This is a genomic window from Enterococcus sp. H57 (assembly GCF_003112495.1).
In the GTDB taxonomy this organism is placed as follows: Bacteria; Bacillota; Bacilli; order Lactobacillales; family Enterococcaceae; genus Enterococcus_B; species Enterococcus_B faecium.
Genome location: NZ_BEHC01000044.1, coordinates 31,153 through 56,046, shown reverse-complemented (window position 1 = coordinate 56,046; position 24,894 = coordinate 31,153). Strand labels below are relative to the sequence as shown.

The 24,894-nt window shown below is 38.7% G+C and carries 24 protein-coding genes; 2 read left to right on the top strand and 22 right to left on the bottom strand.

Annotated elements, in window-relative coordinates:
• Nucleotides 1-184: 184 nt before the first annotated feature.
• On the top strand, nt 185-1,129 hold the full coding sequence (locus tag DIZ30_RS09555) for an L-lactate dehydrogenase (RefSeq protein WP_002289717.1): 945 nt from the start codon (nt 185-187) through the stop codon (nt 1,127-1,129).
• 659 nt (nt 1,130-1,788) lie between these two features.
• On the opposite strand, the gene DIZ30_RS09550 is transcribed toward DIZ30_RS09555, so the two are convergent.
• The 11 genes from DIZ30_RS09550 to DIZ30_RS09500 form a co-directional block, all read right to left on the bottom strand.
• The gene (locus tag DIZ30_RS09550) at nt 1,789-2,187 is read right to left on the bottom strand and encodes a type II toxin-antitoxin system death-on-curing family toxin (RefSeq protein WP_002306744.1); all 399 of its coding nucleotides are present in this window, start codon (nt 2,185-2,187) and stop codon (nt 1,789-1,791) included.
• A complete protein-coding gene (locus DIZ30_RS09545; protein ID WP_002289715.1) occupies nt 2,184-2,420 on the bottom strand; it encodes an AbrB family transcriptional regulator in 237 nt (78 codons plus the stop codon). Before DIZ30_RS09545 ends, DIZ30_RS09550 begins: the two co-directional genes overlap by 4 nt.
• A gap of 160 nt (nt 2,421-2,580) precedes the next feature.
• Nucleotides 2,581-2,865 carry a hypothetical protein gene (locus tag DIZ30_RS09540; RefSeq protein ID WP_002317704.1) on the bottom strand — a complete coding sequence of 95 codons (285 nt, stop codon included), beginning with the start codon at nt 2,863-2,865 and terminating at the stop codon, nt 2,581-2,583.
• 169 nt (nt 2,866-3,034) lie between these two features.
• Entirely contained in the window at nt 3,035-5,263 is a 2,229-nt protein-coding gene (gene topB / locus DIZ30_RS09535; protein ID WP_109023194.1) for a type IA DNA topoisomerase, read from the bottom strand.
• A gap of 173 nt (nt 5,264-5,436) precedes the next feature.
• Nucleotides 5,437-5,847, bottom strand: a complete 411-nt coding sequence (locus DIZ30_RS09530) for a VOC family protein (RefSeq protein WP_109023193.1) — start codon at nt 5,845-5,847, stop codon at nt 5,437-5,439.
• Between the two features lie 116 nt (nt 5,848-5,963).
• Nucleotides 5,964-7,127, bottom strand: a complete 1,164-nt coding sequence (locus DIZ30_RS09525) for an LCP family protein (RefSeq protein ID WP_002317702.1) — start codon at nt 7,125-7,127, stop codon at nt 5,964-5,966.
• Between the two features lie 177 nt (nt 7,128-7,304).
• Nucleotides 7,305-8,159: a shikimate dehydrogenase gene (aroE, locus tag DIZ30_RS09520; RefSeq protein WP_002289627.1), complete on the bottom strand. Its 855-nt coding sequence runs from the start codon at nt 8,157-8,159 to the stop codon at nt 7,305-7,307.
• A 278-nt stretch (nt 8,160-8,437) separates the two neighbouring features.
• Complete coding sequence (locus tag DIZ30_RS09515) at nt 8,438-9,208, bottom strand: ABC transporter ATP-binding protein (RefSeq protein WP_002289629.1); 771 nt, start codon at nt 9,206-9,208, stop codon at nt 8,438-8,440.
• A 2-nt stretch (nt 9,209-9,210) separates the two neighbouring features.
• The gene (locus tag DIZ30_RS09510) at nt 9,211-10,092 is read right to left on the bottom strand and encodes an ABC transporter permease (protein WP_002299730.1); all 882 of its coding nucleotides are present in this window, start codon (nt 10,090-10,092) and stop codon (nt 9,211-9,213) included.
• The gene (trpX, locus tag DIZ30_RS09505; RefSeq protein ID WP_002299729.1) at nt 10,089-11,138 is read right to left on the bottom strand and encodes a tryptophan ABC transporter substrate-binding protein; all 1,050 of its coding nucleotides are present in this window, start codon (nt 11,136-11,138) and stop codon (nt 10,089-10,091) included. Before trpX ends, DIZ30_RS09510 begins: the two co-directional genes overlap by 4 nt.
• A 449-nt stretch (nt 11,139-11,587) precedes the next feature.
• Nucleotides 11,588-12,211, bottom strand: coding sequence for a hypothetical protein (locus DIZ30_RS09500; protein WP_002299728.1), 624 nt, complete (start codon nt 12,209-12,211; stop codon nt 11,588-11,590).
• Between the two features lie 189 nt (nt 12,212-12,400).
• Here DIZ30_RS09500 and efbA point away from each other — a divergent pair, with 189 nt between their 5' ends.
• Nucleotides 12,401-14,107: a fibronectin-binding protein EfbA gene (gene efbA, locus DIZ30_RS09495; protein ID WP_002301264.1), complete on the top strand. Its 1,707-nt coding sequence runs from the start codon at nt 12,401-12,403 to the stop codon at nt 14,105-14,107.
• 157 nt (nt 14,108-14,264) lie between these two features.
• On the opposite strand, the gene DIZ30_RS09490 is transcribed toward efbA, so the two are convergent.
• From DIZ30_RS09490 to DIZ30_RS13705, 11 genes are all read right to left on the bottom strand, one after another.
• Entirely contained in the window at nt 14,265-15,167 is a 903-nt protein-coding gene (locus DIZ30_RS09490) for a LysR family transcriptional regulator (protein WP_002299726.1), read from the bottom strand.
• Nucleotides 15,164-15,856 (bottom strand): carbonic anhydrase family protein, encoded by a 693-nt coding sequence (locus DIZ30_RS09485; protein ID WP_172436436.1) that lies wholly within the window; start codon nt 15,854-15,856, stop codon nt 15,164-15,166. The genes DIZ30_RS09490 and DIZ30_RS09485 overlap by 4 nt, the downstream gene beginning before the upstream one ends.
• 42 nt (nt 15,857-15,898) lie before the next feature.
• Nucleotides 15,899-16,540 (bottom strand): YfbR-like 5'-deoxynucleotidase, encoded by a 642-nt coding sequence (locus tag DIZ30_RS09480; protein ID WP_002288886.1) that lies wholly within the window; start codon nt 16,538-16,540, stop codon nt 15,899-15,901.
• Nucleotides 16,541-16,577: 37 nt separating this feature from the next.
• Entirely contained in the window at nt 16,578-16,892 is a 315-nt protein-coding gene (locus DIZ30_RS09475; protein WP_002288892.1) for a hypothetical protein, read from the bottom strand.
• Nucleotides 16,880-17,509 (bottom strand): orotate phosphoribosyltransferase, encoded by a 630-nt coding sequence (gene pyrE, locus DIZ30_RS09470; protein ID WP_002288884.1) that lies wholly within the window; start codon nt 17,507-17,509, stop codon nt 16,880-16,882. Before pyrE ends, DIZ30_RS09475 begins: the two co-directional genes overlap by 13 nt.
• A gap of 6 nt (nt 17,510-17,515) precedes the next feature.
• Nucleotides 17,516-18,232 carry an orotidine-5'-phosphate decarboxylase gene (gene pyrF / locus DIZ30_RS09465; protein ID WP_002299720.1) on the bottom strand — a complete coding sequence of 239 codons (717 nt, stop codon included), beginning with the start codon at nt 18,230-18,232 and terminating at the stop codon, nt 17,516-17,518.
• Complete coding sequence (locus DIZ30_RS09460; protein ID WP_002299718.1) at nt 18,229-19,161, bottom strand: dihydroorotate dehydrogenase; 933 nt, start codon at nt 19,159-19,161, stop codon at nt 18,229-18,231. Before DIZ30_RS09460 ends, pyrF begins: the two co-directional genes overlap by 4 nt.
• Nucleotides 19,158-19,934, bottom strand: a complete 777-nt coding sequence (locus DIZ30_RS09455; protein ID WP_002288879.1) for a dihydroorotate dehydrogenase electron transfer subunit — start codon at nt 19,932-19,934, stop codon at nt 19,158-19,160. The genes DIZ30_RS09460 and DIZ30_RS09455 overlap by 4 nt, the downstream gene beginning before the upstream one ends.
• A gap of 53 nt (nt 19,935-19,987) precedes the next feature.
• Nucleotides 19,988-23,173, bottom strand: coding sequence for a carbamoyl-phosphate synthase large subunit (gene carB / locus DIZ30_RS09450; protein WP_002299713.1), 3,186 nt, complete (start codon nt 23,171-23,173; stop codon nt 19,988-19,990).
• Between the two features lie 4 nt (nt 23,174-23,177).
• The gene (locus tag DIZ30_RS09445; protein WP_002299712.1) at nt 23,178-24,254 is read right to left on the bottom strand and encodes a carbamoyl phosphate synthase small subunit; all 1,077 of its coding nucleotides are present in this window, start codon (nt 24,252-24,254) and stop codon (nt 23,178-23,180) included.
• A 4-nt stretch (nt 24,255-24,258) separates the two neighbouring features.
• Nucleotides 24,259-24,894, bottom strand: a 636-nt coding sequence (locus DIZ30_RS13705; protein ID WP_234414799.1) for a dihydroorotase, incomplete at its 5' end; no start/stop codon positions are given.

Below are 24,894 nucleotides of genomic sequence, written 5' to 3'. Positions count from 1 at the left end.
TGGTTGTATTATCAGGGGATATAGGTGTAAACATTTGTCATTTATCTGTTATGCGTATTCAGGAATTCGTTTCCATCAAAAATTATAATAACAACTATTATAATTAACATGTTGATAAAATGAATAAACAAGACTATACTTTTCATGAAAGTAACAAATAGTTATGAAAAGGAGCTGTTTATTCATGAAAAAAACAAGTCGTAAAGTAGTAATCGTCGGTACAGGTTTTGTTGGAACAAGTATCGCTTATGCAATGATCAACCAAGGAATCTCTAATGAATTAGTATTGATCGATGTGAATCAAGAAAAAGCAGAAGGGGAAGCATTGGACCTTTTAGATGGTATGGCTTGGGGCGATGAAAATGTGGCTGTATGGTCAGGTGGCTATGAAGAGTGTAAAGATGCTGATATCGTTGTTATCACAGCTGGTATCAACCAAAAACCTGGTCAATCTCGTTTAGATTTAGTTAAAACAAATGCGTCAATCATGCGCCAAATCGTAAAAGAAATCATGGGATCAGGATTCGACGGTATTATCGTTGTTGCTTCAAACCCAGTAGATATTTTGACATATATCGCTTGGAACGAATCTGGTCTGCCAACATCACGTGTTATCGGTACTGGAACAACATTGGATACAACTCGTTTCCGTAAAGAAATCGCATTGAAATTAAAAGTTGACCCACGCAGCGTCCACGGCTATATCTTAGGTGAACATGGTGATTCAGAAGTTGCTGCATGGTCACATACAACTGTCGGTGGTAAACCAGTGTTTGAAATTGTAGAAAAAGACCATCGTATTGCCCAAGATGAATTAGATGTGATTGCTGATAAAGTCCGTAATGCTGCTTATGAGATCATTGATCGTAAAAAAGCAACTTACTATGGTATTGGTATGAGTACTGCACGTATCGTAAAAGCTATCTTGAATAACGAACAAGCTGTATTGCCTGTATCTGCTTATTTAACTGGTGAATACGACGAAAAAGATATCTTTACAGGTGTGCCATCAATCGTTGACGAAAATGGTGTTCGTGAAGTTGTTGAATTATCAATCAACGAAGAAGAAAAAGCAATGTTCAGCAAATCAACAAGTGCTTTAAGAGAAGTATTGAACACTGTATTATAAGAAACAATGAATATGAACTAAAAATCCTAAAACTGCTTAACAGCTGAAATAGCTGTTAAGCAGTTTTTTATTGATATCTAATAGGTAAGCAAATAAACAGAATGGTTAAAATTAATCAGTCCAAAAATGTATCCGTACATATGAACATATGAAATTTAATCTGTTGATTACAATAAGCGAATCGTTATCAATGTTTATCTGTGGTTAATTAAAAAATCCTTCTGCAACGGCAAATACAATGATTCATATCTAATTCGTTCATATTTGATTAACTTAATAAAGAAACTGGTTTTTATCATTCAATTAAACGACAAAAAAAGTAAGAAAAACTGCAAAATTTTTTTATAATTTTGCATAAGCAGATTTTGATGGAAAAATGACGATTTTTGATAAAAAACCGTTCGAGAGAGGTTTATCATTTTTTGAATCTACTTTGTATAATATATATTATGTAAACTAAAATATATAAAAAACCAGTCCACTAGTTCTAAACCACTATTTCCTACTATCCACTCTTTTGTATTCCTTTTAAATCAATTATTTCAAAATTAATCCATATTTTTATGAAAAAACTATTTTGTATGATTAACCATACAAAAAAATCAGCATATTCCTTCATGACATGCTGATCTAATTGAGAAATAAAGTTTTTAATTCGTTCATTTTATTGCGGTTTGTCGTAAATAATTGGTTATCTTGGACTTTAGTGAATCGAAATCCAATGAACTAGTGGTAATCATTATGATAAAATCAACAGCTTCTTGACGAGAAAAAGCAACTGGACAATTATTCAATTGAAGAAACAACAACATGGCAACAAGAGCAGTTCGTTTATTGCCATTATGAAAAGGATGTTTTTTAGCTAAATTAATTGCTAAAATCGCCGCTTTTTCATAGACTTCGGGATAGAGTTCTTGATTAAATACTGCTTGTGAAGGCTGTTTAACAGCCATATCTAATGCATTGGCATCTTTTACACCGATCATTTCGCCTGGCGAGTGACGTAAAATAACTTTCGCGTTGATTTTGATAATTTCTTTAGTCGAAAGATACCTCATAAATCAACCAAATCTTTTAACGCGTCTTCATATTGATTCATGATCGAATCAACTAATGAATCAATATCAGGTTCTTCTTGTGCTTTGATCATTCGTACAGAACCATCAGATTGAAAAACATAACTGATTGCGTCACCTGTCTGCACACCCATGAATTCTTTTACTTCTGGTGGGATAGTTGTTACATCGCTATTGCCAGATTTTCTAATTTTATACTTTTTCATTTTTTTCATATTTCGCCACCCTCTATACCATTCTCATTCTATAGTAAGTACATTATATCCAAGTATATACTTTTAATCAATGTATATACTTTTATTTTGCTTTTTCTTACGAAAAAATGACAAAGAAAAAAAGTTTGTGACATGACTTTTGTCACAAACTCTCGTATTCTTAACCAAAATATTGATGAAATACTTGTGTAATAACTGGTAGAAAATAAATAATGATCATAGCCGCTACCACCATCAACAATTGTTTTCGCTGTTTCTTTCGCTTTAGCATGCTTGTCGTTTTATGAAAAAAATAAGTAGCGCTTTTAGCTCCTGCAGTCAAAGTCGATAAAATCAACGTTGGTGAATATGCTGTTTGATTGTGCGTCAATGACAACAACTTCGTCCCGTAATCAGGATACTTTAGAAATGCTTGGTACACAGCCACAATTGTGATTGCTCCCATAAGATAATTTAAAAATGAATGCACTTTTTTCAAATAAAAAAACTCCTTGCTATCTATATAAAATCAGCCTACCCCAACATTTTTGCTTGATTCACTGATATTTTTTAGTTTTGTTGGTATTTATATTCTCACTTTTCGGAATAAATATTCCGCTATTTCACTGTTTCATTTACTCTACTTCGTTTTCATTATTTTTTCTTGATGTTTCTTTGTTTCCATCAACTGCTTTTGTTCCGCTGTTTTCGATCCAAGGAAAAGAAAAACCAATCGTCATATCTTCTTTTAATACTAAAACTGCATCGAATTTCCCTTTTTTACCAGTAAAACCTTTGACAACTTTACTTGTCTTTCCTTTTGAAAGCAAATCTCTAAGATTCGTTTTAGTCAGCTTCTTTTTAGCTACTGTTGGCCATAATTTGAAGTCGCATTCCGGGTTCAAGCATGTAGCGATTTTAGGATAAAGCATGACTGTCCCTTTTTTACATTTTGGACATCTTCCTAATTGATCGTTTTTCTTCTCCATCGCTTTTATCTGGCGTGTTCCGCTGATCTCATCTGAAAAATCTACCTTATCGATTTGATTAGGTACTTCTGTCAATAAATGTAGGATGAATTTTTTGATGTTCTCTAAAAAAACAGATGGCGTCCCTTCTTGGTTACCAATTTTTCTCAAGTATCCTTCCCAGCGTGCAGTCATTTCTGCACTTGTCAGCAATGGTTCATTAGCTACTGCCTTACAAAGAGTGATTCCTTTTGGCGTAACGATTATTTCGTTTTTATTGACTTCGATGTAATGTTTCTGCTTTAGATTTTCAATGATATTGGCCCGTGTAGCTTCTGTTCCTATTCCTTCTACTTCTTTGAGGATTTCTTGCGCTTCATCATTATCCAGCGTTTTTCCCGCAGTTTTCATTGCTGTGATCAACGTTCCTTCGGTATAGGGTTTCGGAGGTTGTGTTTCTTTCTCCATACTTTTCAGCTCTACTTCTGCTTCTTCATTTTCTACGATAGGAGGAAGAGTCTGTGCTTCTTTCTTTTTTGACTTGATGCGCAAGATTTCCTGCCAACCTTGCTGTAATGGGATCTTTCCGATGCTTTTTAGCTTTAATTGCTGTACACCTGTCATGACAGTCGTCTCTTCATAAATATAATCTGCAGCAAACATAGCCACAGTGGTACGTAAGACTTGCAAATAGATTGCTTGCTGTAATTTAGATAGCTTTGCAAAGCGTGCAGGAGTCGGAATCGTCTTTGTCGGAATAATTGCATGATGTTCTTGAACTTTTTTCGCATCGACATATCGTTTCTTTGCTTTGATCTCAGTTGTCTGTACTTCTTCTATTCCTAAAAATTTTTTATAATTTTGCAGATGTTTAACCAGATACTGATGCTCATTTTCTGTAATGTAAAAGGAATCCGTTCTTGGATAGCTTAGAAACTTGCTTTCGTACAATCCTTGAGCAGCATCAAGTGTGGCTTTAGCACTTGCTTTCATTAGCTGATTCATCTTTGTCTGCAAACTAGATAGCGAAAATAAACGTGGACTATGCAACCTCTTTTCCTTTTTCGTAACTTCAAGAATCCGTCCGTTTTGCTTACCTAAATGCGCTCCAAGTTTTTCTATTTCCTTCGTTAACTCTTCTTGGGTTTTAAATGCTTTTTTTGGTACGATTTTTCCAGAAAACTGCCCTTTGTTTGTCGTAATTAAACCTTCTCCTTCAAAGTACGTTTCTTTTTTGAAGTGTTTGATTTCTTCTTGCAGCTGATAAATCATATAGAGTGTCGGTGTTTGTACACGACCAAGAGAAAAACTGCCATCAATCCCTTTTCGTTGAAGTAGCAAGCTATATAATGGACTTCCATTCATTCCAATCAGCCAATCAGCGTTCTGCCTTGCTTGCGCTTCTTTATATTTTGGAAAATAGTTCTTCCCAGGTTGAAGATTCTTAAAACCATCATAGATTGCTTCTTTTTCAAGAGAATTGATCCACAAACGTAAATAGTTCTTTTCCTTAGAAAATGCGTTTGCTTGTCGAATAATCGACCACGCGATGGCTTCACCTTCTCGATCACCATCTGTTGCAATAATGATGGTATCAGCTGACTGTAACTCTCGTTTTACGATCGAAAATTGTGTACGTTTGTCCCTTGGAACTTCGTAACGGAAGGTTTCTGGGAAAATAGGCAAATTTTCTAACGACCATTTTGCCCAACGCTCTTCATAAGCTCCTGGAGCAACCATATCTACCAAATGTCCAAAACCATAAGTGATGGTTACTTCACCAGCAAACAATGGATCGCTGATTTCATAATACCCTTCATGTCGCTTTCGCTGTTGGAAGGTTTCAGCATAGGCTTTTGCTTGTGAAGGTTTTTCAGCTAGTATCACCGTCTTCATCTTCTGACCTCCGTTACTTGATTTTTGCGGACTTCTCTATTATGGAACATATTTTCGCATCTGGCAATAAAAAAAAGATACCGTATAGTCGAAATAGGCACAAAAAACATCAAGCAAACAAACGATGTTCCGTTTGCTGCATGATGTTTCCAAAAAATATTCATCTTTAGCTGTCACTCTTGGTTGATCTGCCAGTTGATGCCAAATCGATCAGTTACCATCCCATACAATTGAGCCCACGGAACAGCATCCAGTGGCATCTCAATCTTACCACCCTCAGCTAAGCTTTCAAATAGGCGCTTCGTTTCTTCTTCATTTCTTGTCTGGATGACTAAAGAAACATTATTTCCCACAACTAATTCAGGACCAATTCCTTCTGGCGTATCTGCAAACATAACTAATGTATCATAAATGTTCAGCCGTGCATTCGTGATTAGATTTTTTGCTTCTTCTGGCAAGTTCATTTGTTCTATTCCAGGCTTTTCACCGTATGTGGTGATACCTGATGCTTCAGTCTCAAAAACTTTTTCATAAAAAGCGATGGCTTCACGCGACTCATTTTTGAAGTTCAGATAGATATCCAATGTAAACAGCTCCTCTCTTGGTTAAATCTACCATAAGAAAGCTTTTTTTACGAGTGAATCGTTTGATTGATTCATGACAAAAGCCTTGCGCAGCTTCTTCTTGATCTTTTTTATGATCATTTATTCAAAAAATCTGTAATAGCAGATTGATTCATTTGATTATCAATTTCAAGAATACTGCCAGCATAATCACTTTGCCCATAATTCCACGAACCGTCTACTGGCACACTTATTCGATCAATGCCACCAGCTCCTCGTGCAATCGAAAAGAGGTTTTTCGTCAAGAACCAAGCAGTGACATCTGTGGATGTATACCCTAAAGCTTTACCAGCTGCATAAGGTGCACGGATCAGATTCAATGGATTCTTCAATTGGCTGAAAATAGCGTTCATTACTTGCTGTTGGCGTCTGACACGGCCAAAGTCTCCTTGTTCATCCATTCGGAAACGTGCGTACTGCAAAAGAACATGTCCATCCATCTTCTGGACCCCTTTTTTAATATCTACACCATCCAGATTCAGATCTTTTTCTGCATCGATCTTCACTCCGTTCATGAATAAGGCATCGATCACTTTTTCAAACGATTTGAAATCGACTTTCGCATAGTATTGACAATCGATTCCAAAATTTTCTACTAAAGTTTGACGCACTAGATCGGCTCCTCCGTATGCATAAGCTGAATTGATCTTATTTTGTCCTACCCCTGGGATCGTAACGAAGCTGTCACGCATAAAAGAAATCAGTTTCGGCTTATGGGAAGGACCATCCAACTGTAAGACCATGATCGTATCGGCTCGCCCGGCATCTTCTCCGCGTGTATCACTTCCAAGGATCAAAATATTATGCGCACCATTCGTCGCTTTTTGCCCATGAAAGGTTTCTGAAGTCGCTGCCTCTAAGCTTGTGTCATGTTCAGCTACATATTTACCAATAAAAAATGAGATACCTGAATAAAGGATCAAAACAAGCAAAATCGATAGTATGATTTTTTTCCACGATCGCTTTCTTCGAGGTTTTAACGGTTTGTTCTTCTTTTGCCGATTGAAAAATTTTTTATTTTTTTGTTGTTCTTCTGCTCTTGGTGCATCTCTGTATATCTGTTGCTCGTATTGGTTCAAATGTTCAAATGAATGCTGCTCTCTTTCATAAATACGGGAAGCATCTTCCTCATTTTCCATACGCGTTCGTTTTCGTTCTCTTCTAGCAAAAATACTCCCCGTATCCCGCTTCAGAGGTTTCGCCTTCTTATGGATGTCCTTATAGCGATCCATCCGACTCATTGTGGTTCCTCCTCGTTTCTTACTGATAAATAAAGGATACGATAACCAATCGACAAAAGCCTATCATTTTTTGATAATTTAATAAAAAATAACGAAATAAATGCTTCGATACATAAAGGATTACTTTTCTTGAGACCGTTTATGCGAGAATAAAAGATCTTTATCTATTATCCTTTTTTAATCAAACAGCTTTTCAATCACATGGATCGGCATCTTTTCCTTTGTCCATAATTCAAACGCGATTGCTCCTTGGTAGATCAACATGCCAAGTCCATTGTATCCTTTTGCTCCTACTTTTTTTGCTTCTTTTAATAAACGTGTTTCTCTAGGTGCATAAATCAAATCAAAAACCGCTAGATTCTCATGCATCATGCTTATATCTAAGAGCGGTGACTGATTGATTTTCTTTCCCATCCCGATATCTGTTGCATTGACTAGAAGACAGCTTTCTTTCAAGTCTTTTCTTAATTGATGCGTATCGGCAAAGTCACGAACTTTTATCTTACAAGAAGTTCGATAGCTGAGTTGTTCGAATGTTTCTTTTACTTGAGCGAATGTTTGGTTGTTTCGTTTATAAACTACGATTTCCTCAGCGCCGTCTAACGCTGCTTGAACAGTGACTGCCTTTGCTGCACCTCCAGCTCCCAGTAGAGTCATTTTTTTCTTTTTGATCGAAATCCCAGCTTCTTGCACGGATTGCATGAAGCCCGCACCATCGGTATTATAGCCAATCAAACGACCCTTTTCGTGCACGATCGTATTCACTGCTCCGATCAATTGCGCTTCCTGGCTTACCTCATCCAGATAAGGAATAACCGCTGTTTTATTCGGCATCGAAAGATTTACACCTAACATATCAAAAGTTCGAATACTTTCGACTGCTTGCTTCAAATTCATTGGATTTACTTGGAAAGCTAAATACACCGCATCGATGTTGTTTGCTTCAAAAGCAGTATTGTGCATCAATGGGGATAAACTGTGAGAAGCCGGATCAGCAAAGAGCCCAGCTAATTTGGTTTGTCCAGAAATCATCTTATTCCTCCTTTGTTCTTACTTCAATAAAAAAAGCCACTTAGCGTTTGATACGAAAAAGTACGAAACGTCTAGGTGGCAAAGTAGCAAATTCTTTTCTCATCGTTTACTTGTCAGAGCAAAGAATATTCTATTTAATTGTTAAAATCATTGACTACGTGATCCTACAAAACACCCAAATATGTTTAATTGTTTATTGTTTTAAGTATAGGATGAATCAAAGGAAGATGTCAATGAGTTTTCAAGTCCTTCTACTGAAAGGAATTTTTCTGTCGAAATCAATCCACTACTTCTTCAAAGAACTGCAAAAGGTCGCCCATTGTCAAATGTTGCTTTTCTTTTTCAGAAATATCTTGAACGATTTTCCCTTTTTGGAGTACGATCAGACGATTTCCGTATTTCAAGGCGTCTTCCATTCGATGCGTGATCATGAGACAAGTCAATTTTTGTTCATTGATCCGCTGATTTGTTAATCGCATTAATGCTTTAGCTGTTTTAGGATCTAAAGCTGCAGTATGTTCATCTAATAATAGTAACTCAGGAGCTGTGATCGTCGCCATCAGCAAGCTTAATGCTTGGCGTTGACCACCAGATAATTCACCCGCTGGAGTATCCAAGTGTTGCTCTAGGCCATTACCGACTTCTTGACATAGTCTGAAAAAATCTTCTTTTTGATTTTTCAAGTTACGTAAACGGAATTTCCGTTTTTGACCTCTTTTTTGTGCAAGTAGCAAATTTTCTGCTACTGTCATCCGAGGAGCCGTTCCCATCTTGGGGTCTTGGAAAACTCGAGAAAGGAATCGTGCTCTTTTTTCTTCTGAATCTTTTGTGATCAGCTGATCTTTAAAAGAGATCGATCCTTGACTGAGTTGAAGCGTACCAGCGATCGTATTGAACAGTGTGCTTTTTCCAGCACCATTCCCGCCAAGGACAGTGATGAAGTCCCCTTCTCTGATTGTAAGGTTAATTTCATCCAATAGTACTTTCTCTTCATTCATTCCATTGTTTACGACTTTTCTGCCATTTTTGATTGTCAATATATCAGTCATTACTATGCCTCCTTCTCAAAACCCGTTTTTAAGTTCAGTGCTTTCTTCAATTGCGGGATCATCAGACAAATAGCTAAGATGATAGCGGAGAACAACTTCAGATAAGTCGTGTCAAACCCTAGTTTGATTACTACTAAAATCAATAGCTGATAAATGATACTGCCGACAACAATAGCAATCAATCTTTCTGCTAGCGTCAATTCTTGGAAGATCACTTCACCGATGATGATGGAAGCAAGACCGATGACGATTACGCCAATCCCTTTATTTACATCTGCATATCCGTCGTTCTGGGCAATCAGCGCACCGGATAATGCAATGACACCGTTCGACAAAGTTAAACCTAAAATTTTCATACGATCGGTTTTTATCCCTAACGACCGAGCCATCGTTTCGTTGTCTCCTGTCGCAATATAGCCTTGACCCAAATCTGTATTGAAGAAGAATAGCAGTACAGCAATCAAGATGCCCAAAGAGATGAAGCCAAGAAGGACTGTGTCAAAGTAATCAGGTAACCCAAAGCTATGGAAGCTGTCTTGTAGAATCGGATGATTCAATAAAGAAAGATTTGGTGTTCGCATCACAAACAAAATAACTGAGTTCAATCCTGACATCACTAAAATCCCTGCTAAAATAACCGGTATCTTTCCTTTTGTATAAAGTAACCCCGTAACGAGTCCTGCTATCATGCCAGCACCTACGCCTAATAATGTAGCTACAATCGGCGCTACCCCATGAGTAATAGCTGTCACACAGACAGCAGCACCTAATGGGAAGGACCCTTCTGTCGTCATATCAGGAAAGTCTAAGATCCGATAAGTCATGAAAATCCCTAATCCTAATATTGCCCAAAGCATGCCTTGTGAAATAGCTGATACGATCATTTGTCATCCTCCTTAGATGTTTCTTGCTGCGAGTCATCTGTAATGATTTTGGCTTTTTCCTTCATCGATTGGGGAACAATGATTCCTAAGCGATCAGCTTGAGATTGATTGATCACTGTATCCCCTTGATCAAATGTATAAACAGGCGTCGTTTCCGGTTTTTCTTTTCCACTCGCAAGTTCTGCTGCCATCTTACCGCTTTGAAGCCCTAATTGATATTGATTGATCCCGATTGTTGCTAGTCCACCTTGTTCCACCATTGTATCCACAGATGGAATGACGGGGATATTTGCTTTGTTTGCTTCTTTTACCACTGTTTGCATCGCATTGGCAATGGTATTATCTAATGGAACATAGATAAAATCGACTTGTCGGCTCATCACTTGAACCGTTTGTGCAATCTCATTAGTGGAAGGCACCGCATATTTTACTGATTCTAACCCTTCTTTTTTTGCAGCTTCTTCTGCTTGTGCTACTTGGTATTTTGAATTATCCTCTGAAGAAGCATACAAGATTCCGACTTTTTTTGCATTTGGCAACAAATCAGAAGCAAGCTTGATTTGTGAAGCAACAGGCGGCTGATCAGAAACACCTGTTACATTACCACCAGGTTTCTCTAAAGAAGCAACTAATCCAGCCCCCACAGGATCCGTTACAGCACCTAACACAACTGGGATCGATGAAGTCGTGTTTGCTAATGATTGAGCGGCAGGTGTTGCGATTCCAATCAAGACATCTGGATCAGATTGTACTAGCTGTTGACTCATTGTGGCTAGCTTGCTCTGATCGGCTTGTCCATTTTGAAATTTGATCTCAAGATTTTCTCCTTCTTTTAATCCTTCTTCTTTCAGACCATCTTTGATTCCTCGATAAATCTCATCTAATGCCGGATGGCTCACGTATTGCAATACCCCAACAACTGTTGTTTTTTTTGTCTGGTTCGTCGAAGTACTTTCTTTTTCGCCTGAGGCTTTTCCATAAATAAATGCGCCTGCTAAATAAACTAAAATAATTACTACAACTGTTATTAATCGTTTGTTTTTCATTTTTTTCCTCCTGCAAAATCAATCTTTTTATTTATTATAATTAGGCAAGTATCCAGTCTACAAAAAAAGACAATGGCCAAAGCGGTCATTGTCTTTACACAAAAAACCGCATAGATTCTAATCTATGCGGCAGTCAATGTTCATGTCTAGCATAGATACAAGCTTTAGAAATGCACTCTAAAAAGTTGTATCTATGGGAAAGTCTCACCATTAATACAACTTATCTACGCCAGCTGCGCCAATTTTTTTTGTTTTCTGCTGAAATACGTTTTGATAAGTTCATTACAGGTCACCCTTTCCTTAAGAATTGATTTAAGTCTAATCGAATTTTTGAATTTCGTCAACTATATTTTTTAATTTTTTATTTGTTATTTTGAAGATCAAACATCACTTGTTCTGATAATTAAAAATAGCGCTATATAGACCCACCGTTTCATCGCGCCAATGTCTCAATTAGCAATCTCGGAATTTTGGGAAGTTACTCCCGTTCTATCCAATTCTTCTTCTAATTGTTTGATATTGGCTAACGGAAGTCGATTCAGTTCAGGGATCAACTCCTTATCAAAATCAGTTATTCCTCCCTTACCCGCAGTTATCCGATTTGCTTCTTTTCCTCCATCAAAAAAAATAAATGTCACTTCATCCGTTCGTATGTTATATTTTTGTTCCAGTTCATGTACATCATAAACGATCGGATAATAAAAGATCGGTCGATTCAATTCTTCCATAAGCTCAGGATCATTAAAAACATCAAGCATGTCCTGATAGGTTTTCCCGTTCGGTTTGCTGAACATCACCGATATCGCCCGGCTTTGTCTGATTTTCTGATCAGCTTTGCTGTAATCAAAAGGTTTCAATTTGCTGGTTGGTATGGACGAATAAACGAGACTATTTACTTGCTCTTCTCGGATTTTTTCCGGCAATAAAAACATTGCAACTGTTAACAGCAATGATAAGATGAGCAGAAACACAAGACGTCGAAAATACTTACTTGGATTTTCTGCGAATGACACTGAGAAATGTTCATTCATTTCTTGTACTCTCGATTTAACTACTTCCCAAATAACAAACACCTTCTTTTCTACTTTTTCTCCTATTTTTTATTATACCTAAAAATTTGGATTTCAACGATAGAAACACTGTTTTTTATGTAATTAGTCCAAGATTTTTCTAGACTTTTACTTTACTATTCGGCCAAATTGGTTTTTCTTCTTTTTTTCGTTATAATGAATATACTTATGAAAAGAAATGAGGAATGAACCATGTCCTTTGATGGTGTATTTACCCACGCGATGGTCAACGAATTGCGTGAAACGTTACTATCTGGCCGGATCTCGAAAATCCATCAGCCTTATGAAAATGAAATCGTGCTGGTGATTCGTTCACGCGGCAAAAACCATCGATTATTATTATCTGCGCACCCAAGTTATGCTCGTGTACAGATTACCCAAATCGATTATCAGAATCCTGATAATCCGCCTAACTTCGTGATGATGCTTCGAAAATATTTGGATGGCGCTATTTTAGAAGACATCGAACAAATCGAAAATGATCGAGTGATCCATTTCCACTTTGCTAAACGAAACGAGTTGGGTGATCTACAAAATATCATATTGATCGCTGAATTAATGGGACGTCATAGTACGATCGTCTTAGTTAATCGAGAAACTGGAAAAATACTGGATGCGATCAAACACATTGGAAGCTCTCAAAACACTTATCGTTCTTTGCTTCCTGGTGTAGAATATGTTGCTCCGCCAAAACAAGAGGTCTTGAACCCATTTAGCTCCGAGAAAGAAAAAATCTTTCATCGGCTTTCCCAAACTGAACTAGAGCCAAAAGCAATCCAACGTCAGTTTCAGGGAATCGGTTTCGATACCGCTCAAGAGCTGACCAAAAGATTACTGGAACGTCCTAATGAAAAGATGGTTGTATGGGACGAATTTTTCTCAGCCATCAGCCATCAGCCTATTCCTACTTTTTACGAAACGGAAAATAAAAATTTTTTCACACCGATTGCTTATCAGGTATTGTCCGAACAGGCATCTGCTGTAACAGCTTATCCAACACTCAGTCAATTATTAGATAGCTATTATCACGAAAAAGCAGAGAAAGATCGGGCAAAACAACAAGGCGGAGAACTGATTCGAAAAATCGAAAATGAACTAAAACGAAATAAAAATAAATTGAAAAAACGTGAACAAACACTCAAAGAATCCGAAAACGCTGAGAATTACCGTAGAGATGGCGAACTACTTACTACTTTTCTGACACAAGTACCACGCGGCGCAAAAGAAGTTGTTTTACCTAATTATTATGAAGAAGATCGGCCAATCAAAATAGCACTAGATCCGGCATTGACACCAAATCAAAATGCACAGAAATATTTCCATCGTTACCAAAAGCTGAAGAACGCTGTTAAGCTGATTGGCGAACAAATCCAAGAAGCCAAAGATGAAATCCAATATCTTGAATCTGTCTTATCTCAACTGGAAATTGCCGGCCCAATGGATATCGAAGCAATCAAAGAAGAATTGACTTCAGAAGGATACCTGAAAAAGAAGAACTTAAAAAAACAAAAACGTAAGAAACCATCTCAGCCTGATCAATACTTTTCTTCTGACGGAACGCTCATTCTTGTTGGTAAAAACAATCTTCAAAATGACCAGCTGACAATGAAGACAGCTAAAAAAACCGAATATTGGCTTCATGCAAAAAATATACCCGGTTCGCACGTCATCATTAAAAGTGACAAGCCCTCAGATGAAACAATTACAGAAGCTGCCGAGTTAGCTGCCTATTTTTCAAAATACCGATACTCTGCCCAAGTGCCGGTTGATCTTGTACAGGTAAAGCATATCCGAAAACCAAATGGCGCCAAGCCTGGTTATGTTATTTATGAAAACCAAAAGACGATTATCGTGACACCAGAAGAAGAAAAAATTACAGCTATGAAACAAAACAGGTAATCAATGAGTGTTTCTAGAATCATATTTGCGTACTTTCCCACAACAGCAATTAGTTATAAATTGTTTGCTACAAAAAGAGGAGTTGTGACAAAATTCTGTCACAACCCCTCTTTTTTGATTAACGGTGTTCAATAAACAGCGTTCTCATCTGCTTTTCTTAGCTCTGCTGGTCCAGTAACCGAGTAAGCTCTTTGATAAATCTTTGAGCGATTTCACTGAGCGGACGTTTCGCCGAATAAATGATATAAAATTCATTTAGTTCGCCTTCTGCCAAAGGGATTAACCGCAAATGCTCGCGAATCCCTCCAATCACAATACCAGATCCTGAAGCGTAAGCATCAGTTTCAAGAACGATATTCATCAAAGTACCTCGATCACTCGTATAAATCACTGTTTCTTGATCAGGGATCTCGATAAGGTCTTCATAAAAATACGGGAAATTATTTCCATCCTGTGTAAAACGAACTTGAGGATAAGATAACAATTCTTCTTTGGTGATCTCTGCGTGTTCAGCTAATGGATGTCCTTGCCTTAAAAAAATATGCGTTTTGAATTTTCCAATGCTGCGGCCACTTAGCTCTCCTAGTTGTAAATATCTTCTGATACCAGCTTGATTATGCTCATTCATATAAATAATGCCGATCTCACTGTGCTGCTCTTTGACTTCTTCGATCACTCTCGCTGTTGTCGTCTCCATGATCCGAAATTGTTTGATCTCGTCTTTGAATTCCTCGAGTAGCTGTGCGGTCAAAGGACCTAAGAAATCATAATGCTGGGCAGCGATCGAAAAATTGTCTCTCTTTTCACTCGTTAGATAGTGAGTTTCTAATGTATCAAGCTGGACCAATATTTTCTCGGCACGATTTAAGAAGTCTTGCCCTTCTTCTGTTAAATATGCCCCTCGATTCGTTCGAGTAAACAGCGTGATCCCTAACTCGGTTTCTAATTCTTTGATACCAGCTGAAAGACTTGGCTGGGAGACAAACATTTTCTTTGCCGCTTCTCTGAAACTACCATTGTTTGCTACAGCGACCACGTATTTCATCTGCTGGATATTCATTGCTCAAACTCCTCGAAATAATAAATTTCTCTTCCATTCAAGGGCTGGATTGGTCGGTTGTTCGGTCGAGCATACTGACCATCGAAGGGGAGAAGAAACTCTTGGTTCAGTTTTCCTACATGATCCATTACAAACCATTGGATTGGCCCGCTGGTAGGCGGAGTTGTCAATGAGCCAATATAATGGAAATGGCTTTTTTGCTCCGGAAAGAACACATCCGGATTTACCCAATGCTCATGTTTTTCTAAGTTCCAACTTTCCCCATTTTCTTGATTATACAGCCAACCTTCCTGTTCCATTAGCTGGTACATGACACCCACGACTAGATTCTCTTTTTTGCTGTTCATATGAACAAAATGAAATTCAATATCTTCCTGTTTTCCGTTGATGATATGTTCAGAAGGCAAGTGGAAATGAATATCTGTCAAATAATAGCGTTCTTTCTTGAACTCTACATAACTGAGTTGGTCAAAAGGTACTAAATGAATCGTGTTTTTGAATTCCTTGTCAGTAAACCGTTGCTTTTGATAATGAAAGGAAAGCGTGTCTCCTTCTATTTTGGTTTCTTCCCCCTTGGTCAAATGAATAGGCGACTGCAATGGAAATTCCGCACCTCTCGCAAACCAATCACATAAACTCGCCCAATTTTCCGGACCTTTGTCTCCAGAATAGCCCCATTCGACATCCATATTCTTTTTCAACTATACTTCCCCCTGCATCTCATATTATTTTTATTTTTCTTCTTTCTTTACAATCGTTGAGACGGTTTCTAAAAACGCCTCTTTTCCATAAAATTCCTGGTTCAATAGTTCCGGAAATATCTCTTTAAAGAAATACTGAACAGAAGGCCGATGTTCAAAGCTTTTAATCGTAGTCACTGCCTCAATAAACATCTCCTTATAAACTTTTTCCGGGTTATTTTTGATGATTTCATCAAAAGATTCATAAAGAAGGTCAACCTTATCTGAAATGGCTAATAGTTCTCCTTCTACGGTTTCATCTTTTCCTTCGAACAACCGACGGCGATAAACTTCTTGGAACTCAGCTGGAATCTCTTGGTTGATGAATTCGTCCGTCATCTTTTCTTCAACTGTTTGCAGCATCCCTCTTAACTCTTTGCTTGCGTATTTCACCGGCGTTTTGATATCACCAATAAAACGCTCTGTGTAGTCATGATTCAATGATTTTTCATAGAGCAGTTTCCAATCGATCGGTTGTCCATTCGCTTCTTCAATGTCTCCTAGAACTTGCGCAATAGATGCTACACGATACGAATGTGCTGCAACTGTATGCTCTGTATATTTAAAAAATCCAGGTGCCCTTGTGATCGTCTCTAAATTGTTCAATCCTAAAATAAATTCATTCAATCCCATAAAAGTTACCTCCCTTTGAGATTTCTTTTTCCGAATATCATATCATTAAATAACTGATATTCGCAACATTTCCGCTCTTTACCATTTTTGAAACAGCTCCCTTACCAAAAAATAGAGAAAATCTATATATAATAGAAAAAAGAGAAGAGATTATTCTCTTCTTTCTGCTAACCAGTCTTAGAAAAATGAATTTTAAAAAAATCAAAAACTGATCACGATAGAAGTTTCTTTTCATACCTGATGAAAAGATGCTTCTCGCAATCAGTTTTTGGATTTTTGCTATTCCAATTGATGATTCTGGAGACACAAATCGGATTTCTCTATCTTCATCAAGCGCGCTTAAATCTGCCAATTTTCAGGATCTTTTTTCCATTCTTTTAGCAGAGTTAATTCTTGCTCATCGATATAACGATCTTCTAAAGCTGCTTCAATCAATACAGAATAATTGGTCAACGTCATAAGAGGGATTTCGGCTTTTTCGAAATTTGCTTTTCCTTTTGGCAACTCATACGTAAAGATAGCCGCAACACCAAGGATATCCGCACCTTCTCTTTTTGCTGCTTCAGCTGCTTCCAAGACACTTCCGCCTGTAGAAATCAAATCCTCGATCACAACCATCTTCTGACCTTCAAATATACGTCCTTCGATTTGGTTACCTTTCCCATGATCTTTCGCCTTACTTCGAATATAGACCATTGGCAAATCCAGTATTTCCGCTACCCATGCGGCATGAGGGATTCCTGCTGTTGCAGTTCCAGCAATCACTTGTACTTCAGGGTAAGCTTCTTTGATTTTGCTTGCTAATCCTTTTGCGATCTCTTTTCGGACTTTTGGATAGCTCATCGTGATTCGGTTATCACAGTAAATTGGGCTTTTGATTCCACTTGCCCATGTAAAAGGATTACTTGGATTTAAAAATACTGCTTCAATTTCTAATAAGTCTTTTGCGATACTTTGTTCAACATTCATTTTAGGTTAGCTCCATTCTGTTTGAATCGTTTGATATGCTTTATAAGGATTAGTTGACTGAGTGATTGGTCGACCTATAACGATAAAAGTTGAGCCGATCTCTTTTGCCTGAGAAGGTGTGACTACTCTTGTCTGATCTCCTGCGACTGTTCCTTCTGGTCTTATACCCGGAGTTAAGCAAACAAATTCGTCTCCTGCCATTTCTTTGATCGCTTCTACTTCCCAAGCAGAAGAAACCACACCATCTAATCCTGCTTTTTTGGCACAGCTAGCATAATGGATCACACTTTTTTCTAAAGAAACTTCGATTAGTTGATCGGCATGCATTTCTTCTTCACTTGTAGAAGTAAGCTGAGTGATAGCTAGAAGTAGCGGACGTTTTCCACCTTCTGGAGTCCCCTCTTCTAATCCTCGCATTGCCGCCTCCATCATACGAATACCGCCAGCGGCATGAACACAGGTGAGATCAACACCAAGCTTTGCCAATCCCCGCATTGCTTTTTCGACCGTATTCGGAATATCGTGAAGTTTCAGATCTAAAAATACATTATGACCAGCCTCTTTTAGATAACGTACGATTTCAGGTCCTTCTTGGTAGAACAATTCCATTCCGATTTTCACAAACAATTTTTCTTCTTTCGGGAAAAATCGAAGAAAGTCTTCTACCTCTTGCCTAGTTGAAAAATCTAATGCAATAATTGGTCGTTGGTCTAGTTGATTCATCGTTCACGTTCCTCTCTCACTTCTTTTATTAATCTTTCCAGCGATTCGATGCCTAGTTCGCTCATTCGCACAGGGAGCTCTTTAATTAGTTTAGGACAGATATACGGATCGGTGAAATTCGCGGTCCCTATAGCTACAGCACTTGCTCCAGCCATAAACATCTCAAGAACATCATCCACTGTCTGCACGCCGCCCATCCCAATGATTGGAAGGCTGGATATACTTGCTACTTGGTGAATCAAACGAATAGCGACAGGCTTGATTGCTGGTCCGGAGAGTCCACCTGTTTGATTGGCTAAAATCGGTTTTCTTGTCTTAAGGTCAATCCGCATACCAAGAAGAGTATTGATCATCGTAAACCCATCCGCCCCTCCAGCTTCGATTGCCTGAGCGATTGGAACGATGTCTGTTACATTTGGGGACAATTTGACATAGACAGGAACAGAAGAAACTTTCTTTACTGCTTGTGTTAATTGAAAAGCAACATCAGGATCTGTTCCAAAAGCAATTCCGCCATGTTTGACATTTGGGCAAGAAATATTCAGCTCGATTGCTTTCACATTTGGCGCTTCGCCAATTTTGCTACAAACTTCTACATAGTCTTCTTCACAAGCACCAGCAACATTTGCGATGATGGGTAACTCATTGTACTCCTCTAATTCTGGAAGAAGTTTATGCATAACAACGTCTAGACCAGGATTTTGCAAACCAATTGCATTCAACATGCCAGATGGTGTTTCCGCCACTCTTGGTGTGGGATTGCCAAAGCGGGCATTTGGAGTCGTTGCCTTGACCATGATCGATCCAAGCTGATTCAAATCATAGTATTTTCCGTATTCTTTGCCAAAACCGAAACAGCCGCTTGCCGGCATGATAGGATTTTTTAATTCTAGACCGGGGAGCTTGACTGCTAAAGGATTCTCATTCATATAATTACCTCTCCTATTTTAAAAATCGGTCCTTCGTCACAAACTTTCACACTTTTTGTTCCTGTTTCATCTTCCGGCGTATGACAAACGCAAGCATAGCAAGCCCCTATCCCACATGCCATGCGGGATTCTAATGATAACTGGACATTTTGATGCGAAGAAAACAGCTGTTCCACTGTCTTCAATAACCCGTTTGAACCACATGCAAAAACAGCTGTAGGTTCCGTCTTCGTTCCTAACAATAAATTACCGACATTTCCGTGCATACCGTATGTTCCATCGTCAGTAGCGATTCTTGTTTCTCCTAGACGATTAAATTCTTTTTCATAATAAACGACTTCATGTGTGGCAAAACCTAAAAAATGCGTTGGCTTAATTCCTTTTTCGACTAACTGTTTTGATAACTCATATAGAGGAGGGACACCGATTCCTCCACCGATTATAAATACTTCGTCTCCTGTATGAAGATTGGACAAATCAAAACCATTGCCTAAAGGACCCATGACATCTAAATGGTCTCCGGCAGAAAGAGTAGAGAAGACTCTAGTCCCCTCACCTTCCACCCGATAAATGATACGGCAAGTATTTGTTTCGTGGTCGATATGATTCAAGCTAATCGGTCGGCGTAATAGCAAGTCTGCACGCGGCACGAGAATATGCAAGAACTGTCCTGGTTGCTGCATTTCTTTTACTAGATCACCTTTCAATGTCATTTCAAAAATCTTTGGTGCCAGCTGTTTTTGCTGAACGATTTCCATCATTTCTTGTTTCATCTGTCCCCTCCTGCAACGGTTTTTCGTCTTTTTATCTTAACATGTGCTCGCCGTTAAATAGGGTTAGTTGAAAAAGCACGGGATTCCATCACTCGAACGATCGCATCTGCTGTGTCTAAAGAAGTAAACAATGGAATACCATGTTCAACTGCTTCTCTTCGGATGATGAAACCGTCTTTAGAAGCATTTCCCCGATCTTTATCAATCGTATTGACAACCACTTGTGTTTTACCATCTCTTATTAAGTCGACTACATTTTTTTCTGCTGCTTCCTCAGAAATTTTCGCTACTGTTTCAACGACCAGACCATTTTTTTCGAAATAAGCAGCTGTATGTTTCGTTCCTATCAGACTATAGCCAATTTCTGTAAAACGTTTAGCTAATTCTAGTGCTTCTTCTTTTGTTTCGTCCGCAATCGTAAATAATACGGCTCCATATTCAGGCAAGTGTAATCCAGAAGCTTCGAATGCCTTGTACAAAGCTTTGTCTAATTGTCTGTCAGATCCCATTACTTCTCCAGTCGATTTCATTTCAGGCCCTAAGTAAGTATCAACTTTCTGCAATTTCGTAAAAGAAAAGACAGGTGCTTTAACATGAACTTCTTTTGTTTCTGGATAAAGTCCGTTTTCATAACCAAGTGTCTTTAGTTTCTCTCCCAAAATAGCTTTCGTCGCAATTTGTGCCATTGGAATTCCTGTCACCTTACTTAAGAATGGAACAGTCCGACTTGCTCGAGGATTGACTTCGATCACATAAACCTCATTTTCATGGATGACAAACTGGATATTCATCATCCCGACACAATTCAAACCTAATGCTAAGCGGATCGTGTAATCTTCGATCGTTTTCTTGATCGATTCAGATAATGTTTGAGGTGGATACACAGCCATTGAATCCCCTGAATGGACACCAGCACGCTCAATATGCTCCATGATCCCTGGGATGAGTACTGTTTCACCGTCACAAATCGCATCCACTTCGCATTCACCGCCAAGCAAGTAACGGTCCACTAGTACTGGATGTTCTGGAGATGCTTTCACGGCATGTTCCATGTAATCTTCTAAATCTCGCTGGTTTTCAACGATTTCCATCGCACGTCCGCCTAATACATAGCTTGGACGAACAAGAACTGGATAACCAATTCTCGAAGCGATAACCACGGCTTCTTCTTTACTTGTAGCAGTATCCCCTAAAGGTTGAGGAATATCCAACTCTTTCAGCGCTTGCTCGAATAAATCACGATTTTCCGCACGATCCAAGTCTTCGATCGTCGTCCCTAAGATTTTTACACCAGCAGCAGTCAAAGGTTCGGCTAAGTTGATTGCTGTCTGACCACCAAATTGAACGATTACTCCTATCGGCTGTTCTAGCTCGATCACATTCATCACATCTTCGAAGGTCAATGGCTCAAAATATAATTTATCCGAAATAGAAAAGTCAGTCGAAACTGTTTCAGGATTGCTGTTCATGATGATTGCTTCGTATCCTGCCTGCTGGATTGCTTTGACAGAATGCACAGTCGCATAGTCAAATTCAACCCCTTGTCCGATACGGATAGGACCAGATCCCAGTACTAGAACTGAGTGCTTTTCTGATCGTGAACTTTCATTTTCATATTCATAGGAACTATAAAAATAAGGTGTTTTTGATTCGAATTCCGCTGCACAAGTGTCAACCATCTTATATACAGGAATCAAATCATTTTCTTTTCTCATCTGGCGAACGGCTTCTTCGTTTATTTCCCACAGCTCCGCCACTTTTTTGTCTGTAAAACCGTTTTGTTTCGCTGTTTTCAATATCTTGTCATCCAACGGCTGCTGTTTCAACTGCTGTTCGATTTCTACGATATGCAACAGTTTATCTAAAAAGAATAAATCGATTTTTGTCAAATCTGCTAATTCTTCTATGGTGTACCCTCTTCTAATAGCTTCAGCTACATAAAACAGGCGATCATCTTGTGCTCGAACCACTTTTTGGATTAGGTCATCGTCCGTGATGTCTGCCAACTCAGGAAGTTCGATATGGTGTGTACCGATTTCTAAAGAACGCACAGCTTTCAATAAAGACTCTTCGATATTCCGACCGATAGCCATCACTTCACCAGTTGCTTTCATCTGCGTGCCTAAAAGCCGTTCTCCGTTTTCAAACTTATCAAACGGCCAGCGAGGAATTTTAGCTACAACATAATCTAATGCAGGTTCAAATTCTGCAAAAGTCGTTCCTGTAACAGGATTTTTCATTTCGTCTAATGTTAATCCAAGCGCTATTTTAGCAGCTAGCTTAGCGATCGGATAGCCAGTCGCCTTACTTGCTAACGCAGATGAACGAGAAACACGCGGATTGACTTCAATCACATAATAATTAAAACTATGTGGATCAAGAGCGAGTTGGACGTTACAGCCTCCCTCGATCTTAAGTGCTCGAATAATCGAAAGAGAAGCATCACGAAGCATTTGATATTCATGGTCAGACAATGTTTGACTAGGGGCAAATACGATAGAATCACCTGTATGGATACCCACTGGGTCAAAATTTTCCATATTGCAGACAACGATTGCATTATCAGCCGAATCTCTCATCACTTCATATTCAATTTCTTTAAAACCTGCAATACTTCGTTCAATCAAACATTGGGTAGCGGGGGAAAGACTTAATCCATTTTCTGATACGATACGTAATTCTTCTTCATTTTCACACATACCTCCACCAGTTCCGCCTAAAGTAAAGGCTGGACGAACGATGACAGGATAGCCGATTTTATTTGCAAAATCTACAGCTTCTTCTACTGTATTGACGATTTCAGACTCGGGGATTGGCTGATTCAATTCTTTCATCAACTGTTTGAATAGATCACGATCTTCTGCTTGATCGATCGCAGAAAGCTTTGTTCCTAGAAGTTCTATGTTCAATTCTTCTAAAATACCTGATGCTGCCAGCTCCATTGCCATATTGAGGCCTGTCTGTCCGCCTAAAGTTGGAAGGAGAGCATCTGGACGCTCTTTTCGAAGAATCCTTGATACAAATTCAAGTGTGATCGGTTCGATATATACTTGATCTGCCACTTCTTTATCCGTCATGATCGTCGCAGGATTAGAATTTACTAAAACCACTTCATATCCTTCTTCTTTTAAGGAAAGGCATGCTTGTGTTCCTGCGTAGTCAAATTCTGCGGCTTGACCAATGATGATCGGACCAGATCCAATCACCATAATTTTCTTGATATCTGTACGTTTCGGCATCTGTTTACTGCTCCTTTCCTGCATCCATCATTTCCATAAATTCATCAAATAAATGTAGTGCATCATGCGGACCAGGGGCAGCATCTGGATGAAACTGCACACTGAAAGCGGGATAATCTCTGTGTTTGACTCCTTCTACTGTTCCGTCATTTACTTCTACATGAGTTACGATGAGTTTTTCTGGATCAATCGTGGCTTCATCGACTGCATAGCCATGATTTTGAGAAGTAAAATCAATTCTTCCGGTCGCTACTTCTCGTACCGGGTGATTTAATCCTCGATGTCCGAATTTCATTTTATAGGTATCTGCATCGTTGGCTAAAGCAAATAACTGGTGACCGAGACAAATACCAAAAATCGGTACTTTTCCTTGGATTTTTTTGATCATTTCGATTGCTTCTGGCACATCTTTTGGATCACCAGGTCCATTCGTCAGCATGACTCCGTCTGGTGATAGCGCTAAAATCGTCTCGGCATCTGTGTTATAGGGAAGTACTGTGAGGTTACAGTTTCTTTTACTCAATTCTCGTAAAATACTATGTTTTAAGCCGAAGTCAATGACAATGACTTTCCGACCTGTTCCTGGACTTGGATAAGGTTTGTTAGTTGAGACTTGCTGCACTTGATTGGTTGCTAGAACGGTTGCTTTCAGCTGATCAAATGCATGTTCGAAGGAATCTCCAGCATCAACGATACTAGCTTTCATCGTTCCGACTTCACGGATTTTGCGAGTAAGGGCGCGCGTATCGATACCTGATATTCCAGGAATTCCTTTTTGTTTCAAAAATGAATCTAGCGTCATTTGGTTTCGCCAGTTTGAAGCTACACGTGCATGTTCTTTTACTACTACTCCTTTGCATGTTGGAGAAATCGATTCATAATCATCTCTATTTACCCCATAATTACCCACCATAGGATAGGTAAATGTAATGATTTGACCGTTAAAACTTTGATCAGTGATAGTTTCTTGATAACCAGTCATACTTGTTGTAAAAACGATTTCTCCGAAGACACTAGCATCTGCACCAAAAGCCTTTCCTTCGAAAACTGTTCCATCTTCTAATATAAGCAAACGTTCCATACTTTTATTCTCCCTTCTGCCACACAAGTTTTCCGTTGACAAAAGTCATTTGTGTTTCGCCTTTTACTTTCCAGCCGATAAAAGGTGTATTCTCCCCTTTTGATAAAAAGTCTTCTTTATCGATCGTGCAAGTTTGTGTAATATCAAAAACTGCTACATCAGCGGGGGCACCAACCGTTAGCGTTCCTGCATTCAAACCAAAAATCTCAGCCGGTTTAACTGCCAACCAATTGATCACTTGTTCCAACGTGAATCGACCAGTTTCTACAAAATGAGTATAGATCAGTTGAAACGCTGTTTCGCTTCCTACGATACCAAATGGTGATTTCATGAAACTTTGGCTTTTTTCTTCTAATCCATGGGGGGCATGATCTGTAGCGATGCAATCGATCGTACCGTCAAGCAAGCCTTCGATCAAAGCTTCTCTGTCCTCCCGTCCTCTTAGCGGCGGGTTCATTTTCCAAAAGCCGAAATCTTCGGGAATATCTTCGTCGATCAAAATAAGATGATGGGGTGAAACTTCTGCTGTTACGTGGATTCCTGCTTTTTTTGCGTCTCTGATTACACGGACACTTTCTTTAGTAGAAACATGGCAAACATGGTAATGAACACCAGTTGCTTCAGCTAGCAACAGATCTCT